Annotated in this window: 19 protein-coding genes and 1 pseudogene; 5 read left to right on the forward strand and 15 right to left on the reverse strand. The window is 59.5% G+C overall.

The window, feature by feature from the left end; all coding sequences use genetic code 11:
* Window positions 1-124: 124 nt before the first annotated feature.
* Window positions 125-898 (forward strand): SDR family NAD(P)-dependent oxidoreductase, encoded by a 774-nt coding sequence (locus AB7828_RS05530; RefSeq protein ID WP_441229616.1) that lies wholly within the window; start codon window positions 125-127, stop codon window positions 896-898.
* A gap of 128 nt (window positions 899-1,026) precedes the next feature.
* Here AB7828_RS05530 and AB7828_RS05535 read toward each other — a convergent pair whose 3' ends face one another.
* Window positions 1,027-1,875 (reverse strand): helix-turn-helix transcriptional regulator, encoded by an 849-nt coding sequence (locus tag AB7828_RS05535; RefSeq protein ID WP_441229617.1) that lies wholly within the window; start codon window positions 1,873-1,875, stop codon window positions 1,027-1,029.
* Between the two features lie 96 nt (window positions 1,876-1,971).
* Between AB7828_RS05535 and AB7828_RS05540 the strand changes: the two genes are divergently transcribed.
* Window positions 1,972-2,862 (forward strand): SDR family oxidoreductase, encoded by an 891-nt coding sequence (locus AB7828_RS05540; protein WP_441229618.1) that lies wholly within the window; start codon window positions 1,972-1,974, stop codon window positions 2,860-2,862.
* A gap of 350 nt (window positions 2,863-3,212) precedes the next feature.
* Here AB7828_RS05540 and AB7828_RS05545 read toward each other — a convergent pair whose 3' ends face one another.
* From AB7828_RS05545 to AB7828_RS05555, 3 genes are all read right to left on the reverse strand, one after another.
* On the reverse strand, window positions 3,213-3,902 hold the full coding sequence (locus AB7828_RS05545; RefSeq protein WP_441229619.1) for an RES family NAD+ phosphorylase: 690 nt from the start codon (window positions 3,900-3,902) through the stop codon (window positions 3,213-3,215).
* Between the two features lie 3 nt (window positions 3,903-3,905).
* Window positions 3,906-4,346: an antitoxin Xre-like helix-turn-helix domain-containing protein gene (locus AB7828_RS05550; RefSeq protein WP_441229620.1), complete on the reverse strand. Its 441-nt coding sequence runs from the start codon at window positions 4,344-4,346 to the stop codon at window positions 3,906-3,908.
* Between the two features lie 315 nt (window positions 4,347-4,661).
* Window positions 4,662-4,901, reverse strand: a complete 240-nt coding sequence (locus tag AB7828_RS05555; RefSeq protein WP_441229621.1) for a hypothetical protein — start codon at window positions 4,899-4,901, stop codon at window positions 4,662-4,664.
* Between the two features lie 72 nt (window positions 4,902-4,973).
* Between AB7828_RS05555 and AB7828_RS05560 the strand changes: the two genes are divergently transcribed.
* Window positions 4,974-8,579, forward strand: coding sequence for a PIN domain-containing protein (locus AB7828_RS05560; RefSeq protein ID WP_441229622.1), 3,606 nt, complete (start codon window positions 4,974-4,976; stop codon window positions 8,577-8,579).
* 78 nt (window positions 8,580-8,657) lie between these two features.
* The gene (locus AB7828_RS05565) at window positions 8,658-9,107 is read left to right on the forward strand and encodes a hypothetical protein (RefSeq protein ID WP_441229623.1); all 450 of its coding nucleotides are present in this window, start codon (window positions 8,658-8,660) and stop codon (window positions 9,105-9,107) included.
* Between the two features lie 1,063 nt (window positions 9,108-10,170).
* Here the strand turns inward: AB7828_RS05565 and AB7828_RS05570 are convergent.
* From AB7828_RS05570 to AB7828_RS05620, 11 genes and pseudogenes are all read right to left on the reverse strand, one after another.
* The gene (locus tag AB7828_RS05570; RefSeq protein ID WP_441229624.1) at window positions 10,171-10,296 is read right to left on the reverse strand and encodes a hypothetical protein; all 126 of its coding nucleotides are present in this window, start codon (window positions 10,294-10,296) and stop codon (window positions 10,171-10,173) included.
* Between the two features lie 130 nt (window positions 10,297-10,426).
* Complete coding sequence (locus AB7828_RS05575) at window positions 10,427-11,356, reverse strand: HlyD family secretion protein (RefSeq protein ID WP_441229625.1); 930 nt, start codon at window positions 11,354-11,356, stop codon at window positions 10,427-10,429.
* 27 nt (window positions 11,357-11,383) lie between these two features.
* Window positions 11,384-12,415 (reverse strand): DUF1254 domain-containing protein, encoded by a 1,032-nt coding sequence (locus AB7828_RS05580; protein ID WP_441229626.1) that lies wholly within the window; start codon window positions 12,413-12,415, stop codon window positions 11,384-11,386.
* A gap of 63 nt (window positions 12,416-12,478) precedes the next feature.
* Window positions 12,479-12,676: pseudogene (locus AB7828_RS05585) on the reverse strand (phenol degradation protein meta); the annotation flags it as partial.
* Between the two features lie 134 nt (window positions 12,677-12,810).
* Window positions 12,811-13,128 (reverse strand): hypothetical protein, encoded by a 318-nt coding sequence (locus tag AB7828_RS05590; RefSeq protein ID WP_441229627.1) that lies wholly within the window; start codon window positions 13,126-13,128, stop codon window positions 12,811-12,813.
* A gap of 30 nt (window positions 13,129-13,158) precedes the next feature.
* The gene (locus AB7828_RS05595) at window positions 13,159-14,148 is read right to left on the reverse strand and encodes an HAD family hydrolase (RefSeq protein ID WP_441229628.1); all 990 of its coding nucleotides are present in this window, start codon (window positions 14,146-14,148) and stop codon (window positions 13,159-13,161) included.
* A gap of 2 nt (window positions 14,149-14,150) precedes the next feature.
* Complete coding sequence (locus AB7828_RS05600; protein WP_439065972.1) at window positions 14,151-14,528, reverse strand: DUF1622 domain-containing protein; 378 nt, start codon at window positions 14,526-14,528, stop codon at window positions 14,151-14,153.
* A gap of 105 nt (window positions 14,529-14,633) precedes the next feature.
* Window positions 14,634-16,178 (reverse strand): arylsulfatase, encoded by a 1,545-nt coding sequence (locus tag AB7828_RS05605; RefSeq protein WP_441229629.1) that lies wholly within the window; start codon window positions 16,176-16,178, stop codon window positions 14,634-14,636.
* A 92-nt stretch (window positions 16,179-16,270) separates the two neighbouring features.
* Complete coding sequence (locus AB7828_RS05610) at window positions 16,271-16,720, reverse strand: YidH family protein (RefSeq protein ID WP_441229630.1); 450 nt, start codon at window positions 16,718-16,720, stop codon at window positions 16,271-16,273.
* A 26-nt stretch (window positions 16,721-16,746) separates the two neighbouring features.
* Window positions 16,747-17,256, reverse strand: coding sequence for a hypothetical protein (locus tag AB7828_RS05615; RefSeq protein WP_441229631.1), 510 nt, complete (start codon window positions 17,254-17,256; stop codon window positions 16,747-16,749).
* The gene (locus AB7828_RS05620; protein ID WP_441229632.1) at window positions 17,253-18,227 is read right to left on the reverse strand and encodes a formylglycine-generating enzyme family protein; all 975 of its coding nucleotides are present in this window, start codon (window positions 18,225-18,227) and stop codon (window positions 17,253-17,255) included. The genes AB7828_RS05615 and AB7828_RS05620 overlap by 4 nt, the downstream gene beginning before the upstream one ends.
* Window positions 18,228-19,088: 861 nt before the next feature.
* On the opposite strand from AB7828_RS05620, the gene AB7828_RS05625 reads away from it, so the two are divergent.
* Window positions 19,089-20,081, forward strand: coding sequence for a SphA family protein (locus AB7828_RS05625; RefSeq protein ID WP_441229633.1), 993 nt, complete (start codon window positions 19,089-19,091; stop codon window positions 20,079-20,081).
* The last annotated feature ends 85 nt before the right edge of the window (window positions 20,082-20,166 follow it).

The raw sequence follows: 20,166 nt of genomic DNA on the forward strand, positions 1-20,166 counted from the left end.
CAAAGGCCAAGACCCACTAGAGGACGCCTGCGCACGGCTTTTGCACCGCGCGAATTTGTGGGAAGCATCGCGCGACTGAAGCCGCCGGCAGCCAGGACCGGTGGAGGAAACGCAAGGACAGCATATGAATAGGGATCACGGCGTAGCGATCATCACCGGCGGCGCATCGGGAATCGGTTTGGCGATCGCTAAGGCCGCCGTGGGCGAGGGCTGGAAAGTGCTGCTCGCCGACCTCACCCAGCCTGCTCTGGATGCCGCCAAGGCCCAGGTCGACGCCATCAAAGCCGGTGTGACCAAAACCGTCGTGATGGATGTGGCCAATGAAGACGCCGTGATTGCCGGCCTGAAGGACTGCGAAGCCGGTTTCGGCCCGGTGCGCGGTCTGGTGAATTCTGCGGGTATCGGCCGTCAGGCGCCGTTCTTCGAGACCTCGGTGAAACTGTTTCGCGAGATCCTCGACATCAATCTGGTCGGCACCTTTGCCGTTGCCAAGGAAGCTGCGCGGCTGATGAAGGCGCATGGCGGCGGCGCCATCGTGAATGTGGCGTCGGTGTCGGGGCTGCGCGGCAATATCGAGCGCTCGGCCTATGGCGCATCCAAAGGCGGCGTCGTCACGCTGACCCAGGTGATGGCCTGCGAACTGGCGCCATTGAAGATCCGCGTCAACGCCATTGCGCCGGGCCCGTTCGAGACGCCCATGGTGCAGGAGATGCATACGGTGGCAACGCGGGAAGGCTGGATGCAGGTGGTGCCGCAGCGGCGTTATGCCGAACCGGAGGAGGTCGCTGGTGCCGCGATGTTCCTGCTGGATGACAGCAAGTCGAGCTTCGTCACCGGCCACATTCTCAATGTCGATGGCGGCTTCGCTGCGCATGGACTGCTGCCGAAATATCCGTAGCAAGAAACTCGTCATTCCGGGGCGCGGGCGTACTTTCGCGCACGCGAACCTGGAATCTCATTGTGAGTCACACTTCGAGGTTCCGGGTTCGCCCGCGGCTGTCGCCGCATGCGCCCCGGAACGACGAGTTATGGGCCCTTCGCCGCGATCAGCGCCTTCATCCGCTCGGCATCTGCAGCCGTCTCCGGCGTATAGACCACCATGCCCAAATTCGGCTGGCCATCGACCGAAAATGTCGAATAGCTCATCGTGAATGGCCCGACGACGGGATGGTTCACATGCTTGCGGCCTTCACCGTAGCTGCTGACGTCGTTGTCATGCCACATGGCTGCGAAGTCAGGGCTGATCCGGCACAATTCATCGATCAATGTCTGGGCGCGTTCTGATGCGCCGCTGCGTGTGATATCCGCACGAAATGCCGCCACGGCGAAACGTGCATCGTTCTCCCAGTCCGGCATCTTGGCGCGGATATTCGGACGACAGAACAGGATGCGCAGGACGTTGCGGTCTTCGGGCGCGATGTTCGGATAGTCGCCAAGCACGGCCAGCGCGGCGCGATTCCAGGCTACGATGTCCCAGGTTGCGTTGCGGACGACGGCGGCGCTGAACTCCATCGAATCCAACACGCGCTGCAGGGTCGGCGTGACGATATCGGACGGCGCAAAGCGCACCTCGGGTAGCCGGTGCTGCGCCAGCAGAAACAGATGCTCGCGCTCGACTGTCGATAATTCCAGTGCGCGTGAAATCCGGTCGAGCACATCGGCCGACGGCGCGCCGCCGCGGCCTTGTTCGAGCCAAGTGTACCAGGTGGCGCTGACATTGGCGCGCTGCGCGACTTCCTCGCGCCGCAGGCCCGGCGTGCGGCGTCGTTCCGATGAGAAGCCGAACGCCATGGGATCGAGGCGGGCGCGGCGATCCCGGAGATAAGCGCCCAGCGGATTGGAGCCTGGGCTGGAAGTTGTTTCGGTGATCGTCATGCTCAGCCTGTTAGTCGCCATACCCGTATAACGTCACGGCTTCACGCATCGTACCGCAGGACCGATACATCCGCGTCGTCACGAGAGGAATATCACATGCGTGTTTTCGTTACCGGTGCTTCGGGCTTTGTCGGATCTGCGGTCGTTCAGGAACTGATCGGCGCCGGTCATCAGGTGCTCGGTCTTGCGCGCTCGGACGCATCCGCCAAGGCGCTGGCCGACGCTGGTGCGCAAGTCCATCGCGGCGATCTCGAAGATCTGGACAGCCTGCGCTCCGGCGCCGCCAATTCGGACGGCGTCATCCATACCGCCTTCATTCACGACTTCTCGAAGTTCAAGGAGAACAGTGAAATCGACGCACGCGCCATCGAGACGCTTGGCGATGTGTTGGCGGGCTCCGAGCGGCCCTTGATCGTAACTTCCGGCATGGCCTTCATCGCGCCCGGACGCATGGCCACCGAAGACATGGGCCCGTCGAGCGCGTCGCCAAGCCCGCGCGTATCGGAACAGGTCGCCGAACGTCTGGCGGCACGCGGCGTGCGTAGTTCGTCGGTCCGGCTGCCGCCATCGGTTCATGGCGATGGCGACCATGGCTTCGTGCCGATGCTGATCAATATCGCGCGGGAGAAGGGCGCCTCGGCCTACTTCGGCGACGGTCTCAACCGCTGGCCCGCCGCACATCGGCTGGACGTCGCCCGGCTCTACAGGCTCGTCCTCGAGCACGGTTCCGCCGACATTCGGTATCACGCCAACGCCGAACAAGGCGTCGCATTCCGTGAGATTGCCGAGGTCATCGGCCGGCACCTGAACCTGCCAGTCGTCTCGAAATCGCCGGCCGAAGCCGCCGATCACTTCGGCTGGTTCGCAGGCTTCGCGTCGATGGATGCGCCGGCATCCAGCGACTGGACGCAGCAGCAGTTGGGGTGGCGACCAACGCAGTCAGGATTGATCTCGGACCTCGATCACGTCAGATATTTCGGCGGCTGAGGCCGTATGGGCCGCAATGACGTGGGGCAACAAATTGGTTCGAATGGCTGGTCGGTCAACCGGATATCGCAACAATTTGAGCTAAGTCTCTGGGATCGCTATGGGATAATATATTCCATAATATACCTTATGCGAATCCGAGATATTGGCGTGTGGTCCCAGTTTCAGTTCTCTTGTTGATCCCCACATAAGATCGGCATCCACCCCATAAGATCGGCGCAGTCCCCGCATAAGGCCGACATGGATTGATCGTCCGCACTCTTCCGCCATCAACTTAAGGTGGCGACTGGCGATCCCGCTGTCGACTTCAAATGATGAGCGAGGACGATACAGGCGAAAGAAAGCCTAGTTCAGTCCCTGACCAAGCTGACCGTTGGTTCGGGCTTGCCGCTCCAGACCATCCGGTAGACGTCGCCTTGAGCCACCGATTGGACCGCGTGCGGGAAAAGCGCGACCAGACACGTTCCGCCCGGGTTCCGGACGGATGGATAGATGATCCCGTTCAGGCCACGTACTCGGGCGGCGTCCGCCAGTGCGTTCCCAACCGGGTATCCGATCGCCTTTTCCGGGTTCAAGGATTCGTGCGTGGGATGGGCTCGGAGGTCCACGAATTCGCCAGCGAAGCTCGCGAACATCTCAGCGTATTCGACCGTCGCGTTGTAATCGCCCGCCGTGGCCAGAAACTCAGTCAGGTGGAATTTGACTTCGGCCAGGCTGGTCTCGACGTCGAACCCTGCATACCAGGCGCCGCGGTCGGCACCGTTGAACCGATTGGGTTCGCGGGGTTTGGCATAGGCGAAGGAGGCGTTGATGAAATGCGCGTGCGGGACCCCGTAGAGCAGTTCATGCGATTGCACCTCGCCTGCCCCACGAGCCTGGGCAATCCGTCTGGTGCTCGTGGCACCCTCGATCTCGCTCAACGCCTCCAGTTCGGATTCATCGACTAGATCGAGCAATACGGAATCGCGAAGCCGGGCGGTCGTTACAAGGCGCACGGTCCGCTCGATGGCTTCGCGACTGATCTTCAACCCATCGAGCATCGATCAGAGGCCGCCGCGCACCGCGTCCACGTAACGACGCGTCTCGAGCATCAGCGGGATGCCGCCTTCGATCATAGCATCGACCGGAGATCGGCGCTGGAAGATGGGACCGGAGTTTGTGAGCTTCGGCCAGCGCACGGCCATGTCGTCGGCGAAGAGAAGCCGTAGACCCTTGTGGATGCCGATCGCGGCAGAGGCCCGCGTGAGCTGATCTTGCGAAAGCGGTTGATCCCACGCACCGCGCTTGATCCGGTCCCAAGTGCTTTCGGACACGCCGAGAAGCATGGCAGCCTCGGCATTGGTCAGCTTCCAATGTTCGACGATCTTCCGGAATGCCTTGATGGCGACCGGAGACAATCGCTCGCGATCTGGACCTTTCGTGAACGTCTGCACATCGACAGGCGTTACGGCGGCCGGTGCTCCGAATGATGCGATTTGAGCCATGATCACCTCCCTCGATACCAGACAGAGATATTGTCATTTGACGCGATGTCAAGCACCAAATGACGGGATTGAGGTCTGACTGCACAGATCTAAGAGTTTTTTCGCGTTTGCTGCCCGAACGCGGCGAACAGTAAAAGATATGTATTTCAATTGCTTGCGCGTAATATTCCCGGTTTTCCACGTCAGGATTCCGAATGCGGATGATATGCTGGTAAATCGAACGAACCGTGAATAAATGAGGGCGAACCGCCGTTAGAGCGTTCAGCAACGAGAACAATCGCCCCAAGGAACCCTGCCCTTATGGCAAGTCATAGGTCAAAAGCTGACAAAGCTGATGCTGAATATCTTGGCGATCGAGGCCCCGGTCCGTTGTTCAGTTGGAATGCCGCCCAGGAAATTCCGAAGCCAAAGGATTGGCAGGCATTTCAGCGTGGATGCGTGATCCTTTTTCAGCAAGACCTCAAGGATCCGCATGCTCAGGAATACGGACGAAACGGCCAGAAGCAGCATGGCATTGACGTCCTCGGCCGACGAGACGGCAATCCAGATCACCATGTAGGAATCCAGTGCCGTCGTATCGATAAACCGATTCCAAAGGCGAAGATCCTTGCAGACAGCCGAGAAGCTTTGACGATTAAAGCCGGGCTGAGGGAGATCATCTTCGCGACCACATGCCCAAGCGACACCGGCATGACTGACGCCGCACATGAGGTCGAGCGTGAGCTCAGGGCCGAGGGGCACGATCTCCGGGTCGTGGTTCTTTCGTGGTCCGATCTGGAACTGAAGATATCCCAACATTCTGCGGCGCTGGCGTTCTTCAATCCGGCCACCGTCGCATCGTCTTCTGCGCAGTCACCCGTCAAACTCGACAACGACACCATCAATGCACTTGCCGACGCATTCGCCCGCCGTCAGCCTTTGTTTCAGCCGGTGATACCGGCCGATGTCGCTTCGCCATCTGACAACTCGGAAGACCCTGCTCTCCACGGGAAGATCGACCTGTTGCGCGACCTTTTCCGGAACATGAATCTTTCACCAGCCGCCAGGGACGGCCTCGTCAAGCTCAAGTCCACCGAGGACCTGTCTGCAAAGCCTTGGGCCAGATTTCGCATCGAAACCAATCTCGGCTCGATCGCGCTGTCGTTGGGCAATCATGAGGAAGCCGCTGGACTGTTCGAGAAGGCTTACGAAATCCGGCCAACGGATGCGAATGCCGTAGCGAACCTCGCCGTCGCCCGCACCATTCAAGGGCGTCCTGAAGAGGCAATGGCGCTCGCGCGATCAGCGCTTGCTGCCGCTCCGAAGTCAGACCAAGCCGTCTCGTTTCTGCTCCAAGCAGCCGCCAGATCGAGCTGGCAAGGCGATCCCGAGAGCTTGATCCCGACCGATCTCGTTGGATCCGTTCACGCTGACCTCGGCCTCGTCGAATTCTTGCGGAAGCGGGAAGTCCCAGGATGGGCGGAAAGAACTCGCGAGATCGCCGCCAAGCATCCGGACCTGCCAGAATTCAAGCGGGTCTTCGCGTTGGCCATTCTTGAGCTCGCGATCGGCGGCGATGCGTTCTTCGGTCGACCGGGGATCATCGCACGCGAAGACCTCGAGCGCGCGACGAACGCCATGTTGGAAGTTGCCAAATCCAGTTTGGATACTGGCTACGCCGATCTCTACGATCTCTTCGCATATGTAAGTAACGCATCATCGCTATTGCGACTGTCTGGCCGCCCGGCGGAGTGCGAAGCCCTCCTCCTCCGCGCGCTGCCGGTCCTGCCCGATCGCCCGTCTTTGAAGCAGATGCTTGCGCTCTCCCAATTGGCGCAGGACAAGTTCGAAGATGCGGAAGCGACGCTTCGTCACGAAACCGATCCGGAGAGTTGTCTACTCGCCGCCGAGATGGCCGCGCGTCGCGATCCGAAGGAAGCCATAGGCATCATCGAGGCAATCGATGCAGGTGAAAATCATCGCCTCCTCGAGTTGAAATGGCGGATACTGGGGGACATTGCACTCCGCGCGCGCGACTTCCCAAGGGTCCAAGCCGCCATAACGGGTCTTGCTGAACTGCCTTCCGGTACGATTTTGGCCGACATCCTGCGTTTGAGACTCGATGCGAGGCGCGGCGTCGATGAAGAGGACCGATGGGCTCGCTTGCGGGAGATGGCGAAGCGCGAAGCCACGCTCGAAAGCAACTTGTTTCGTTATCTCGTAGCCGAGGAGATGAGAGAACAAGGTCTCTGGGACGAAGCCGCGCGGTTGATCGAGCCGATTGCCGACCTTCAGCACCTCTCACCTGCGACGAGGCTGTATCTCGGCTGCCTCGCCGACGCACGGCGCGATGAGGCCCTGCGGAACGCGCTCTCGTCGGCCAGTTCAGCGGTTGTCAATGATCCAGAGACACTTTGGCTGGTCGCAACGCATTCCTGGAATATTGGTGACCTTCCGGAATCCCGTCGTGCGCTCGACAAGCTGCTTGCGATCCAGCCGGACGACGGTTCGGCGCGCCTGCTCAAATTCGAGTTGTTGCTCCGCTCGGATGATCTCGACAGCCTATTGCCGGAACTCGACCGTCCGATCGAGCAGCTTCGTTTCCATCGACTGACGGACAGGTTCCGGGTTGCCGCGCTCCTCGGACATTTCGGCCACATGGACCGAGCCGTCGCCTACGCCTATCGCCTTTATCAAGAGAACAAGGGCATGTCACAGGCGTGGATGTGCTTCTCCGGACTCGTTCTCCGGGAAAGCACGGACATCAAGGCGGCGGAGGACGACTGGAAACTGTCAGCGGTTGCCGAAAACGCAGCAGTGGACATGGAATACGAGGATGGCGAGAAAAGCTTCATCATCATCGAGCCGAACGCCGCGATCCGCAGGTTAGATGCCGATTCATGGGAGCCGGACCATCAGCTCTCACGTGCGATCATGGGCCTCAAGGTCGGCGATCGTTTTACGAATCCGTCCAATTCGAAATCCGGAACGGTCAAGGAGATCAGGCACAAGTATGTCGCGAAGTATCACTTCGTTCTAGCACATCACGAGTCTCGTTTTCCCACGGTTGGCGCAATCAGGTCGATGTCGATCGACGTATCGACTCCCGAAGGTATTGCGCCGATTTTGGACGAACTGAAGGCCCGACGGGATTGGGTCGAGCAAGAACAATCATCCTATCTGAACGGTATCTCGCCGCTGGCCATTTTGGGTCATCGGATAGGAAGCGACGTCATCGACGTTGCCAGCGGCATCGCGGGACAGGGGTTGCGGCTGAAGGTGTCTCGCGGCAACGAGCTTGAGCGACAGAGCGCGGTGAACGCGATTGCAAGCAACGGATCATTCGGATGCGTGATGGATGTGCTTGCCTTCTGGACTTGCTGGAAGCTGGAGGCGCTGGGAGCGGTCTCCGATGTTTGCGGTCCGATCCACCTGCCCCAAAGCACGATGGATCAACTTTACGGCCGCCGAGAGCAAATCAACCAGCATTCTCAATCCGGCCTCAAGAGCGCGGCGTACCGTGATGGCGGATTGGCTATGACGGAAATTGCCGCAGACGTTATTCAGGTTTGGCTGAAAGACCTCGACTCTGCGATCGATTGGGCAAAGCAGCACGCGATAATTTGCCCCCTGATCGCCTCCGAGAAGCTCCCCGACGAGCTTCGCCAGTTCTTGCGGTCTCCAGCAAGGGGCATCTTTGATGCGCTCATGATCGCGTTCGACAAGAACTGCCTACTCGTCACCGACGACCTTCCGACACGAGAGATTGGACAATTCTTTGGATTCGGTCAGAGCTCATGGTTGCAACCCGTATTCCTCGTCGCGTTCAACAGGCGGAAGATCGACTTCGAGACCTACACTGAATGGATGAGCCACCTCATCGGTGCTGGACACGGTTACATCGGGATCTCGAGCGGCAACCTGATGATGGCAGCCAAGATCGATCATGACGCCGGGCAATGCCCCGGGTACTTCTTCAAGGAAATCGGAAAGATGATCGGTGGCACCGTCGCCGAGCCGAACTCGCACATCAATGTCGCCCTCGAATTCCTGCGCTATGTCTGGACGACCGACGCCGCCCGGCCCTATCGCGCGGGCACCAGTGGGCATCTTCTGGAGCAACTGATCCGGGAAAGGACGGGCGATTACGGAAGAATATTGCGAACTGTTGCAGTTCGCTTGAAGGATATCTCTGAGTTCATCGAATACATGTCGGTTTGGCTGACTGGGCATTTCCTTCGTATTGATCGATGACGTGCTTGGCGGATCGATGCCACGCATGGTTCCTTGCAAGCGGCTTTGTCAGCCTCCACGAGAAAGGGAGGACTTCCGATGAGCAACGCATTCGACATGCGCGAAACCGTCGAGATAACTGGGGACATCAGCGAGGCCATCGAGGCCCATCTGGATGAGGAGTTCGGCGACGACGTCCTCGATTTCCAGATTTACTACAACGACCGCGGCGAACACAGCGTAGCCGTTGCGTTGCAGACCGGCGACGTCGTCGATGGTCGCGTTCTTCTGGTCATGCCCAAGCCTGCATCGGGCGAGAACATGTACGAGCTCAGCGGCATTTATGAAGACGAAGGTCCAGTGTCAGATTTCTGCCCGCAGCGGATTCTCGAACTGCTGTCTCCTACGGACAATAAGGAAGCGATACGTTGGCGCGACCGTTGTCGGCATCGTCTCCTGCGAGAGGCCGGTCAAACGGACTCGCTTCCGCCGGAACATGAACCCGACGGACGCTGGGATCCCGACGCATCCGCGTTGCCCATCGGTTAGCGCGACTGGAAGAATGATACGCTAGGCTCACCGTAGCAACCGCTGCCAGATGGACGGCCAGCGTACCGGCGAGTTCCGCCTCTTGCCTCTGGTCGCGCATGTCTGTCCACCATTGACCGATTCTGCTTTGCATATCTGTCCTGGCAATACGCGCTTGATGATCGGGGGCATCCGCTCGCTTGCGGTATGCGCGTGCTTTCAATGACGCTGGCGGCGGCGACGGCTGTAGTGCTCAATGCGACCGCAGTATGTTTGATGTCCGTTGCGTGGCTCTAAGCATCACAAAAGCAATACGGGCAAGCCTAGCACCAGCAGGAAAATGACGAGGACGCCAAGTCCGAGGTTATCGTCGCCCTTTATTTCTTTTGGGGTCGTCGGTTCGTCCGTCGACATTTTTCAGCCTGACAATAAGCCAGCCACTTCTCGACGAGCCATCCAACACCCGTCTGCTGGCGCCTGAGATATATTTGACTTCCACCCATCACCATCGTTGTTACCCCTCTACGAGGCCGCTTGAAGCGTGCGAGCTTCGAGAGCTTCCATGTATTGAGCAATGGCTCTGTTTGAGAGCAGCAGGCGGCTCCGTACGCCCTGCCGCACCATCGTCTCCACGGAGTGCAGCAGTACGTGGCTACAGAATTCGGCGTCCTCGATCTCGCCTGCCCGTTCCAGATAATCCGATGCAATCTGAATCGCCTCCTCCATGAGGACGGCGAGGTGAACCAGTTGGCTAGGGTTGTTTCTCACGCCTATTCAAATGGCACGAATTGGATTCGTTCCGCGCAGCCACCTTCCAAAGCTTGAGCTGGAGCGATCTTGGCGCCCTCGCGGGTTCCCTAATAAGGCGGTCGCTTCAAGAGGTCCGGCAACCGGGAAATACCCTTAGCAATCCGCCGCGCCTCATCACGTGACAGGGACTCGTTCGCATATTGGTAGTTACGAGCGTGAAGGTCTTCCCGGTGAAGGATGACGCAAATCATAAAGCCATTGGCATCCTTCACGCGGAAGCAGTCCCTATCCTCCTCGGCCACCCAAGGCGCCGGAAACCGCGGGAGGTTGTCCATCACATCCTGCGATGATCTGGTACGCCCCGAATGGCTTTGCCATTGGGATAGGTCCGCTCCTTCAGCCGCTCCTCGCCGTTCAGCCGGTCACGCTCCTGGCACAAGGCATCGACCTTGTCCTGCATCCGCTCCAATAGGGCGACGGCGGACGCGGTACTGATGCCGGCCTTTTGGAGAGATGAGATGTCTTTCTGCTGCCGCTTGGCTCGACTCTCATATAGATAACCGAAGCCACGAGCTCGAAACGCGTGTTTCCTAGAGGTAGAGCGCCAGCGCCCGGCCGTAGAGCAGCGCCCAGCCGAAGAAGTCGAACGGCGCGGAATTTGGCGCGTATGCGGTTGCGGTGCCGGACATCCCGGGCCGCAGCGCCGCCGCATCGATCTCCTTGGGCCGATTGATCAGGGCGGGATACTCGGCCGTCATCGGGAGCGACGTAACGCGGGTGAGCTCGCCGGATGACGCGATCTGACCCTCGCCAACGCCGCTGACGACCGCGCCGATGGTCGAGGTGTACAGATGGCCGGGATTGTTGGAGAGGGCGAACTGCACGCGCGTGCCGGGCCGGATCGCTTGGTACCCATTTTGCGAGAAGATGCCGACCAATTGCACGGCGTCGGCGACGAGGAAAGAAAGGACCGCCTTCGAAGAAGTCGCTCGGTCGCCCTTGCTCAAGGCGAGGTTGGCGACGGAGCCGTCGGCGGGTGCGCTGACAGTCGTCTGCGCGAGGTCGTACTTCGCCTTGTCCAGTTGCGCCTTTAGCTGGTCAACTTCTGACTGACGCTCCTGCACGTCGAACGCGCGGCCGGAGCTGCTGGCCTGAAGCTCCTTCATCTGGGAGAGCCGAAGCTCCTGAAATCCGAGCTGGGCCTCGACGAGACGGACCTGGGCTTCGTAGGGAGCCGGGTCGATCCTGAACAGCACCGCCCCGGCCTTCACGGGCGCGTTCGGCTTCACCGAGATTTCCGTGATTTGGCCGGTGACGTTCGGCGTCACCTCGACCACGCGGCTGATCACGACGACCCGCCCGGTGGGTGCCAGGTAGTTCAAAAAGCCCGCGAAGAGCGCCGCAATGAACAGCCCTACCAGCACGGTCGCCGTTCCGGTCCCCCATCCCCAGCGAAGCCATTTCAGCTTGGCAAAGACGAGCCAGACGATCAGTGCATACACGATCGCAATGATGGCCATGCTGGATCTCCCGGTCCCGGTCTCCCTCTAGCTCGCCGGCTTCATCTCTGGAAACTTCCACGTTCCCTTCAATATCTCGTCGCGCGGCCGGTAGAGCCGCGCGGCGGTATTCCAGCCTTTCATGATCGGCAAGCAGTTTGGAACCTTGCCGTCACAACCGCCGAACTGAATGGTTATCGAGCCGTCAGGGTTTTTCTGTCCGGTGATGTTGTTGATCGAATAGGCGTTGTAAGGGTTTTTCTCGAAGTAGCCTTGGCCGTTATAGACGCTGACGGACCAGAAGCCGTTCACCGGGACGTCCTTGACAGTGAGCTTATAGACACCCTCGCCGTCGTTCTTGGGTGGTATGATCGAGACATAGGTTGCGTCCTTGTCAGGATTACCTCCCCACCCCGAGGCGGCTCCGAGTATGAAGCGGATCGGGTCCACGGCCTGCTTGGTGCCGAAAGCCCTTTTGTAATCAGGCAGGGTCGCGGCAAGTACCAGCAAGGCCTCGCGCACCTTCTTGTGGCTGTCAGGCTCCCAGTTGGGAATTTCAAATTTGCCCACGCCCTTTTGACTGATCTTGACGCTGTCCTGCAGGGCCTGGACCTGTTCCACATCCTTGGGGTTGGCAGGATCGACCAGAGTTCGAAGGAAGGTCGCGGCGTAGCGCGTGCCGACCTTCTGCCTGGTTAGTGTGTAGGCCCCGGCGCCATATACGACCTCTACCGTGTACTGATCCTCATTGACCACCTGCATCGACATGAAGCGCTTGCCCGCATTAGGCAGCGTGATCGTTACCGGTCCTGCATCGAGGTCGAACACCGCGGTCGAATACAGCGTGTCGCGGTTCATCCGGATCACGGTCTGGTTATCGATCGAGGCCGCCTCGCGGGCATGGTGATACTTGCTCAGTCCGCCGCTTTCCTTGACCAGCTTTGCGAAATAGACGTCGCTCTCGGCGCGGGTGAAATTCTCTACCGTGACCGAAACGGGATTGCCCGTTTGCGACTGCGCGAACGCCTGTCCGGAAAGGCTCAACAAGACGGCTAGTGACAGTCTGGCGTTGGAAATCATCGTGATAGCTCCTGAGGCGTTAAGAACGGATACGGCGAGAATTTCGGCGCGGAATCTTCATGCTTACTTCGTCACCAGATGTTTCGTCGGCGTCACGGCTTTTGGCGCTTCTTCCGAGATCGAGAAGGTCAACCACGTGTTCCAACCTGCCGGCCTGTTGGCCTGAGCGAACTCTCCGTAGGCCTTCACGCCGAGAACGCGGGATCGGAATCCGCCGAGCACCGCCGGCTGGCCGAAATCGTCCGTCACCTGCTGGTACGCGATCCGCATAGGATGGCAAAGTAGGAATGCGCTTTGCTTGGTAAACGCCAGCGACCATGCGGGATATATCTCCGCACGCCCGTTCTGGCGGCCTCGTGCAGTTGCACGTTTTCATAGATGCTTTGCGTGTCAATTCAATGTTTCAGCCGCATTTCTATGACATCGATCGCAAGCAAATCGGTGTAACGACGCTCGACCGTTTCGACGTAATCATCCGCAAAGTGTGCCCCGCTTTCCTGTGACAGCGCTTGCCAAGCTGCTTGTTTCTCAGCGCGGCACGACAATATTGCCAAGCGCGAGACAACGAGTGCGCTTTCCGCACTTTTTGCGTATCGGGTTGCAGTGGCGTCGGCACAGGCCCGCCACTTCTTGATCGCAGGTTTCGAGTCTTCCTCTGCTACTGCGGCAAAAGAGACAAGGCATACGATAGCAGCAAGCATCGGTCTATACATTCGTTTGCTCCTCAGGTTGCGCCTTCGAGATCAAGGAAAAACCGTCTTCCAGTCCTGCTTCATGTTGACCACTGTCCAGCCTTTCGCGACGCCTTCATCCAGCGCCTTGTCGAGCTTGCCGACCTTCGACTGACGATCATACGCGTACTCTCGCTCGGCGTCGGTATGATGCACGATCCCCATAAAACGAGCGCCTTTACCGGCAGCCGTCCAATTGAGCATCTGGAGATCACCATCGGAATTCCCGAATGCGAAGATTGGACGGCGACCGATGAAGCGGTTGATGCCGACAGGCTTTCCTTGATTGTCGTCTACGAACTCGATTTTGGGTGTCTTGCGCAGCGACGGTTTCCCATCCGCGCCCATCTCGAATTTGACGACGCCACTGGAGCCGATCACCTGTTCGGGCGGAATGCCGTAGACCTTTTCCATCCATGGCCGCATGAATTCGACGCCGCCGCCCGAAACGACGAAGGTCTTGAAGCCGTTTGCCCGAAGGTAGGCCAAAAGCTCCAGCATAGGCTGGTACACAAGCTGCGTGTAGGGACGGCCGAAGCGCGGATGCCGCGCGGTCGAGATCCATTCGACGACCGACTTCGAAAATTCATCCGTAGTCATGCCGCTATGGGCGGCGGCGACGATCTGCAGCATGCCCCTTTGCCCCGAGGCCGCGAGCGCTTTCATATCTCCGTCGAGCAATGCCTTGAAGGGCTGTTGCTTCTTCCATTCCGGATGCTGCGGGGCCATCGCCTTGACACGGTCGATCGCGAAGGCGGCCTGGAAATAAGCGGGCTGTTCGGACCACAGCGTACCGTCATTGTCGAAGGTGGCGATACGCTCGGCGACGGGCACGAAGTCCGGACCGCCCTCCGTCGTCACCCGCGAGACGAAATCCGTAATGGACTTCTTGACCGCACCATCGTTCCACGACTGCAGCGGATCCGTCGACGGCTGCGCGGCGGCCAGGTCAATGACCGACAACGCGAACAGGAGGGCCAACAGGCGTCGTCTGGTGGGCATCGTCAATTCCCTCCTACCGGCTTCGCCGGCGCTGCGCCTGTCTCGCGCTGCCGCCCGCGCACTTCCTCCAGATCGCGATCGAGGAAGTAGTTGAGGAAGGTACGGATCAGCGCGACCGCGGCGATCCGCCCTGTCGCGTTCCAATCGGTCGTGATTGAAGTCTCGACGATGTCAGCGGCAAGCTGGAACGTCAGCCCCGCCACCAGCCAGCGTGCATAGCGCAGCCAGACGTCGCGCCGCTCATGCCCGGACGGCGACCCCAGCATCGCACGCATGCCGCTGAAGAAGGCCTCCACCGTGCCCACGACGATGATGACGAGCGCCAGCGCATCAATGACGACGATGGCGTTCTCGGTCGCATAGATCAGCCACTCTTTCATGCATCTTCATTCCCGCTTCGGACTGAACGTCGCCCCGACCGGTTTCGAGCGGACGATGTCTATGCCGTCATCGTCCGCTGTCGCTCCACGATTGCTGCGCGCTGTTCAGTTCTTCCGGCCCCCCTCCTGCAACGCCTGCAATGCCTTCTCAATGCTGAGTGATCCGGAAGCTTGGCTGGGCGGATAATCTTTGAAGGTAGCTAGGAACTGACCCATGATACCCATGGCGGGCATCATGACCCACAGTGCCTTCCCCCACCATTCGCCGTAGGACGTCGACTCGGTCTGGTATCGCTCCCACGGGTCAACGCGCAGGTTGGTTACAAGCGGGACGTTGGTAGAGTCCTCCTTGCCGCTGAATAAGTTGCCGACAATGGTCTTAAAGGTGATTTTCCACTGGTTATAACGCACCGCCATCAGGTCGGCGTTGTCGCTGAAATAGAAAAACTCCCTTCGCGGACTCTCGGTGACCTTGCCTTGCAAGAACGGCATGAAGTTGTAGCCGTCGAGATGGTTTTTGAAGGTTTTCGTTCCCGCCTTGTAGCCAGTGAGCAGCTTCTGCTTCAGATCTGGATCGCCGCCGGCAGCCGCGACGAGGGTCGGCATCCAGTCTTCGGCCGACACGATTTCGTTGATAATGGTGCCCGGCTTGATGACCCCAGGCCACTTGACGAGCATGGGGACACGGAACCCCCCTTCGTAGACAGTGCCTTTCTCGCCGCGGAACGGATGATTGCCGCCATCGGGCCAACTGAAGATTTCCGCACCATTGTCGCTGGTGAACATCACGATCGTATCGTCGGCGATGCCGAGTTCGTCCAGCTTGGCGAGCAGTTCGCCTACGACCCAGTCCAACTCGGCCATTGCGTCGGCAAACAAGCCATAGCCGGTTTTGCCGTCCCATTGCTTGGACAGATGCGTCCAGGAATGGCAGCGCGTAGAGTTGTGCCAGAGGAAAAACGGCTTCTCGGCCTTCACCGAGCGCTCGATGAAGTCGCAGGAGCGCTTCACCAGATCGGCGTCGATGTCTTCCATGCTCACCTTTGCGGCCGGATCCATGCCGGGATGCGGCGGCAGTGGACCGGCGTCGGTGATCTTCTGTTTGCCAACGCGGCCCCAACGCGGATCCTCCGTTGCATCATCGACGTCTGTGGCAACGGTACTGATAATGTTACGCGGGCCAAACTTTGTGTGGAATTTCTCGTCTTTCGGATAATCCGGGTAGTAGGGTTCTTCCATTGCATTCAAGTGGTAGAGGATACCGTGGAACTCGTCGAAGCCATGGACCGTCGGCAGGTATTCGTTGCGATCCCCCAGATGGTTCTTGCCGATCTGCGCTGTCGCATAGCCAAGCGGCTTGAGGAATTCGGCGATGGTCGGATCGGAATCCTGCAGGCCCTGTTTCGCCGCTGGCAATCCGACTTTCAATAGTCCCGTCCGGAACGGCGTCTGCCCCGTGATGAATGCCGCGCGTCCCGCAGTGCATGACTGCTGTCCGTAGTAGTCGGTGAAGAGCGCGCCCTCGCGCGCGATACGGTCGAGGTTCGGAGTGCTGCCACCCATCATGCCCCGGTGATAGGCGCTGATGTTCCAGATGCCGACGTCGTCGGCCATGATCATGATGATGTTCGGCTTGCTGCTTTTGGCCATTCGATCAACTCCCATTCCTACATCTGTCGAATTCGAGGTCGCTTCTGGTCTCAAACTGATTGTCCTCTCGACGGGACGCGTCGGCGCTCCACTCAACCGAACGGCCCGACCTGGAACATCATGCTGACGATGGCGGCGATGCCGATGAACAGCAGGATTACCGCGGTGATCAGTGTCAGCGACACCGGAAAGCCGCTCTGGGCGTGGATCAGCCCGTCGGCAGCCATCATCTTCCTCTCTTCACGCAGTTGGACCATGAACTGCAGGTGATAGATCAGGCCGCCGATCAGCATCAGGATGCCGAGCGCCACCAGCGTCACGCCAAAATTGCGCGCGGGGGCGCCGTGTGTGATCACGTTCTGGTCGCGCAGCTTTTCGAACACCTGGGAGATCGTGAAGCCGAACGAGATCAGCGACAGCGACGTCCGGATCACAGACATCAGGGTGCGGTCCGCGCTCATGCGCGTCCTTTGAAACGACATCCCGGTCCGACGCGACGACAGTTCGACCGATATCTGGTCGGCGGGGGACTTGGAGGACACGCTTTCAATCATCGAACGTCCTTGTGTTACATAGCCGTGCCCGTGCCCGTTCGCGCGAACCACCAACGAGCAATCAACTCGACGATCCACCGGAAGACAAAATACGGAATGACAGCGAGCATGATCGCCATCATCAGCGCTTCCACCGGGTAGAAACGGTCGAGCACTTTAAATTGGTAGATCACGTCCATGCTGATGCCGAGCAGCACGATGCGCGCGACGGATGTTACACCTTCCCGCAGCCGCCCCGTGGACGCGTTACGGTCCCACCAAGCCGACCAGAAGAACGAGCGGTGGCCGAGCCGTGCATCCCGGATGCCGTCGGGGAGTGCCGCCAGCAGCGCCATCATCGGCTGCAGATAGAAGCGGAACGTCATCGGTCCGTGGAGGCGCTCGAAGATGTCCACCCAGAACCGACGATGGATTTCCATCGACCACCCATATCGGTAGGCGCCGAGCAACAGGAGGACGACGGACAGTACGATGGCGGCTGAGGTTAGGCGGCGCGCGAACGCTGAAGTAGGAGCAGCCGTCATGTCATGCCCCGCACGACACAGCGAAATCCCAGATGGCTGGTCGATGTGTCCACCTGCTCCGCATGGCGCGCCGCCGGCCGGTAGCGTCGGCAATAATTCGGCGCGCACAAATGCGACCCGCCCTTGATGACCTTGCGTGGGATCCTGATGTCGGGCTGGGCCGGGTCGTAGCTGCCCTCTTCCCGAGCGCCGCGCGGGTTTTCTGGAATGCAGCAAGCCTTGGGCGCATCAGCTTCGTGCTTCGGCGCATACCAGTCTGTCGTCCATTCCCAAACGTTGCCGACCAGGTCATGTACGCCGTAGCCGTTCGGCGGAAACGCCGTCACCGGCGAGGTGCGCTCATATCCGTCCGTGTTCACGTTCTGACGGGGGAACTCACCTTGCCAGGTGTTGGCCATATGGACGCCGCCCGGCGTGAACTCGTCGCCCCATGCGAATTCAGCACCCTCGAGACCGCCGCGCGCCGCGAATTCCCATTCGGCCTCGGTCGGCAGGTCTTTGCCTGCCCACTGCGCGTAGGCCAAGGCATCGGCGAACGACACATGCACGACCGGATGATGATCGAGGACGTTGATGTTGCTCTTCGGTCCGTAGGGATGACGCCAATCGGCCCCCTTCATGAATTGCCACCATTGGCTCCAGTCCCGCAGATTGGTCACATTCTGCTGCGGCGCAAACACCAATGAACCGGCGTACAGCATGTTCGGCAGCGCACCCGGATAGTCCTTCGGGTCCGGCGGAAGTTCGGCAAACGTCTTGTAGCCGGTCGCTCTGACAAACGCCTTGAACTGGCGGTTCGTCACTGGCGTCCGGTCGATCCAGAAGCCCTCCACCTTTACTCGGTGAACAGGTGCTTCTTCCGGATAATGGTCATCGGATCCCATTCGGAATATGCCGCCCGGAATCTGGACCATATCCGAGACGTCGACCGGCCGTCTAATCTGTTCCGGAGGGGCGTCCGACAGTGTCATGACAGGCTGCTCCCGGCATCTATCGGCAATAGTCCCAGAAACCTTGGGTGCGCGATGGGTCCGTGTAGTACCAACACATGCCAGGCGCCGGAGGAGTGCCCGCCCAGGCCGCAGCAGTCGCCGCCGTCACGACGCCAATCGCCGCTCCTGCCGCTATTGCACCGCCCCTGGGCCAGCCGTAGGGACGAGCCCATCGAACTCCCCCGCCAGCATATCCCGGGCGTCCCACGGCTCCTGCGCGAACAACCGTTCTACTGTGATACACGCCGCCTCTCGGACCGACCGCCGTCCTCGTGCGCACCGCAACACGCCCTCGCGCGCGCACTTCCGTGATGTCCCGGTCTTTGCGGAGGTGCTGCTGGAGATCGATGCCTGTACTGAACGGCGCTGCGGATGCGCCGTTCCAGACAACGCAAGCGCAAAAGATCGCAGCCGCACATGTCGATATACGGAAAAATGCGGGGCTGCGGCCCATTCCACGAATATAGTTCACCACGAACGACTGCATGTTGGACCCTTTCAAGCTCTCGGCAAAGCTATTCCAGGAACATCGACTTTCCCGCGATCGCTCGCGGACATCTTCGGGTTGCTGCAGTCTGCGCAGATTACATCAGGCGTCAATGGGACAATGATGTTTCATTCTCCAGAAGACGGCCGCCTGCGTGAACATTTGTAACTTTTATGCTCTGTCGGAGAACTGATCGGTTACGCAATTCTAATCAATTGTCCTCGGTGTTTGTATGCGATCGAACTGATGATCGCTTCACCGACATCTGTTGTAATAGCGATGGGGCTGTGAATAGATTGCACAAACACAATCTGACCAATGAACGGTTCGCTTTTCGTGCTGCGGGGTGACAGATGCGACGTGCGATTGGTGCGGCTCTTGCGTTAGTCGCAATCTCGATCTTCCCCAGGACATCGATAGCCGCTGAAGGCGGAACAGGCGCTTATCTACTGGGGACGCGAGGCCCCGGGGCCGGATTCACGCCTCCGCCCGGCGTCTATTTTCAGGACGACACATACTTCTACAGCGGAAAACTGGGCGGAGGCAGAACCTTGCCCACGGGCGGCCTGTTGGTCGCAAATGTGTCGCAGCAGACGTGGATCAACCTCCCGACAACGATCTGGGTGACGCCTGCCAAGATCCTTGGTGGCGACCTGGCATTCTCGCTGACCACACCATTCGGTGAGCCACGCGTTAGCGCTAATCTCTTGGTGAATTCGCCGCGCTTCGGACCGATCGGCGTCAACGCAGTAGATTCCGAACTGGCTCTGAGCGACTTCTTTATCAACTCCTTCGTCGGCTGGCATTCCGGAAATTTCCACTGGCAAGTGGGTGTCGGCGGCGTGATCCCGTCCGGGACTTACGTACCTGGGCAGCTCTCGAACGCGTCGCTGAATCGCCCGGCCATTGACGTCTTCACGGCGCTGACGTGGCTCGATCCGACACTGGGCTGGGATCTGTCCGCGAGCGCGGGCTTCACGTTCAATCAGGCCAACACCGCTACGGACTACAAGAGCGGCGACGAATTTCACCTTGAATGGGCGGCCACGAAGTACATTACCAAGGAATTCACACTTGGCCTGGTCGGCTATTATTATCAGCAGTTGACCGCCGATTCGGGAAGCGGCGCTCGCCTCGGATCTTTTGAAGGACGCGTCGTCGCTCTGGGCGGGTCGCTTGGCTATACATTTGAAGTCGGCAAGCTTCCCATTTCAACGCGCCTCAAGGTCTTCCGCGAATTTGCTGCGGAGAATCGGATGGAGGGAACTGCTGGCTTTCTCACGGTGTCCCTACCGATCGCGATGGACGCGAACGTTCGCGCCGGAGCGGTCAAATCCAAATTTTGATGGTCTTCTGACGAAGGCAAAAAGGAAGGAGACGGCGGAAAAGTTGTCCGCTCGTCTCGACCTCTCAAAGGCCGTGTAAATCCAA

The sequence above is a fragment of the Tardiphaga sp. 215_C5_N2_1 genome, from assembly GCF_052076055.1.
Lineage (GTDB): Bacteria > Pseudomonadota > Alphaproteobacteria > Rhizobiales > Xanthobacteraceae > Tardiphaga > Tardiphaga robiniae.